We start from the raw sequence: 2586 nt of genomic DNA on the forward strand, positions 1-2586 counted from the left end.
TCTCGAAGCTGAGAAGGTTAAAGCTCAAGCATCAACCAATGCCAAAACGGCCTTTCTTGCGACCTTGTCACACGAAATTCGTACCCCGATGAATGGTGTATTAGGAACGGCTCAGATCTTACTGAAAACCCCTTTGAGCACAGAGCAAGAGAAGCATCTTAAGAGCCTGTATGATTCGGGTGATCATATGATGACGTTACTCAATGAAATTTTGGATTTTTCAAAGATAGAGCAGGGTCGGTTAGATCTGGATGAAACACGATTCCCGCTTGATTCAATCATAGGAAGTATCAACAGTGTCTATTACACATTGTCTTCCGAGAAAGGGCTTCAATTCAAAGTGTACTCCGAAGTGCCTTCTGGCCGTTGGTACTTCTCAGACAAAGCACGCCTTCGCCAAATTTTATTTAACCTCTTAAACAACGCAGTCAAGTTTACCTCTCGAGGCTTTGTCGAGGTGTATCTTAAAGAAGTCGTAGAGGGGAGTGACACCTACCTTAGTATTCGAGTTCGCGACACCGGTATTGGTATATCTAAAGAAGCACAAAAACGTATTTTTAAACCGTTTGAACAAGCTGAGTCTTCGACTACGAGACGCTTTGGCGGTACTGGTCTCGGGTTAGCGATTGTGAAGAAAATTGCCCAATTGATGGAAGGCAGTATTAGTGTCACCAGTGAAGAAGGGATAGGCACCAGCTTCGATGTTCGCTTGAAGATTAAGCCTTGCCAGCCTGGCGAAATAGAGAGCTTGCCACATAAAAAGTTAGATTACTCTGGCTTGAAGGTACTGATTGTCGAAGATAACCGAACCAATACAGTCATTATTGAAACTTTCATGAGCAGTAAAGGCTTTACTTGTAAGAGCGTCGAAAATGGTGAACTTGCGATACAAGCCGTGGTGGCTGAGCGCTTTGATTTGGTATTAATGGATAACCATATGCCAGTGATGGACGGCGTTGAATCAACCACTGCAATTCGAGCTTTGATAGGTGAGATATCATCGGTACTGGTGTTTGGTTGTACGGCTGATGTCTTTAAAGAGACTCGCGAACGTATGCTTGGTGCGGGTGTGGATTATATTATTGCCAAACCGATTGATGAGCGTGAGTTGGATGATGCGTTATTCCGCTATTCAAACAAGCTTTACCAATACCATGAAGTTAGAGCTAATGATCTTGATAGCCTAGATGTAGAAAAAAACGATTCGCAAAGTAACAGCGAGTCACTACCTAAACCTGATCTACGAAACAAAGATAACACAGAAGAGCTACTCGTCACGCTGTACGTTGCGCTCGAAGATAATAACTTAGCGCTGATTAAGTCTGCATTAGAGAGCTTGCGTGTTCATGCTGAACCTATGAATAATGCAAAGCTCACAGATCACGTCGATAAAGCTTTAGAGCAGGTTTCTCTCGGTTTCACTCCTGAACAAGAAATCATCAATAGCATTACGGTAAATCTTCCTATGGCATAGTTGTTGTTTAATTACGGAAATATAATAACAAATCGCTCGTTATTTGACCTTTGTGGGTTTTGTTGGTGGAAGTGACTGCTTTTAAAGTGGTTTTTGGTTGTTAATTTACAACTTTATTTTTAATTTGGAATGTATGACTGCTTATATTGTGATTTAATAGTGACATTATCTGGCTAGGTGTAATCTAGCCTTGTTTATGTGTTGTTAAATCACTAATTAAGTAGTGATATATTTTAGGTTTATCGTCAATGAAGTCTCGTGGTCCATTCTGTATTCGAAACGCAGCTGCGGATACATTCGCTATGGTCGTTTTCTGTTTTATTTCTGGAATGATTGTTGAAGTGTTTATTTCTGGTATGACGTTTGAGCAGTCTCTTGCTTCTCGAACGTTATCTATTCCGGTAAACATAGCTATCGCTTGGCCTTATGGAGTCTTTCGTGATTGGTTCTTGCGTAACGGCGCAAAGCTTTCACAAAGCTCATTGATGAAAAATTTGTCTGACTTGGTGGCGTACGTGTTATTCCAGTCACCTGTGTATGCCGGTATTTTATTGGCAGTAGGTGCTTCGAGCGACCAGATTGTTACGGCTGTCACCAGTAACGCTGTTATCTCATGTGGTATGGGCGTGCTGTACGGTTATTTCTTAGATATGTGCCGTAAATGGTTTAGAGTTCCGGGCTACTATCAACAAGCTTAAGAAAAGCAACAAGCGTAAGTACAACGATAGAATGAAATTTGGTTTGTTTTTGATCTAATGAGTTAATTTGTAATCGAACAAACTGAAAAAGGCACTTTTTTTGATAATGCCTCTTGACCAAAGCAAGCAGAATCAATAAAGTAGCGCCTCGTTGAGTGACAAGCTCAACACACAATTTGTGGAAGGATGGCTGAGTGGCTTAAGGCGCTCGCCTGGAAAGCGAGTATACGTTTATAGCGTATCTGGGGTTCAAATCCCCATCCTTCCACCACTATTCAAAACCCTAGCAGAAATGCTAGGGTTTTCTCGTTTTAGAGCACCTATATTTTATCTCTATCTCTAGCCCAATGTCCTTTGCCTAGTTATCACGCCTTCCAACGCTATTTATGACCACTTGCTTACTGTGATTGGTAT

At 41.5% G+C, this 2586-nt stretch carries 2 protein-coding genes and 1 tRNA gene; all 3 read left to right on the top strand.

All coding sequences use genetic code 11. The features are described 5' to 3' along the window. A partial coding sequence (locus AB4496_RS16840) for an ATP-binding protein (protein ID WP_372131422.1) occupies window positions 1-1474 on the top strand: 1474 nt, incomplete at its 5' end. A gap of 248 nt (window positions 1475-1722) precedes the next feature. Continuing rightward, window positions 1723-2172 carry an L-alanine exporter AlaE gene (locus AB4496_RS16845; RefSeq protein ID WP_009846408.1) on the top strand — a complete coding sequence of 150 codons (450 nt, stop codon included), beginning with the start codon at window positions 1723-1725 and terminating at the stop codon, window positions 2170-2172. Between the two features lie 180 nt (window positions 2173-2352). Further along, window positions 2353-2443 (top strand) — tRNA-Ser (locus AB4496_RS16850). Window positions 2444-2586: the final 143 nt, after the last annotated feature.

Source organism: Vibrio sp. 10N.222.46.A1 (assembly GCF_041473595.1).
Lineage (GTDB): Bacteria > Pseudomonadota > Gammaproteobacteria > Enterobacterales > Vibrionaceae > Vibrio > Vibrio tasmaniensis_A.

Bases quoted from the DNA above. Each gene is read 5' to 3' on its own strand.
- AB4496_RS16845 (WP_009846408.1), top strand. From the start codon at position 1,723: ATGAAGTCTCGTGGTCCATTCTGTATTCGAAACGCAGCTGCGGATACA.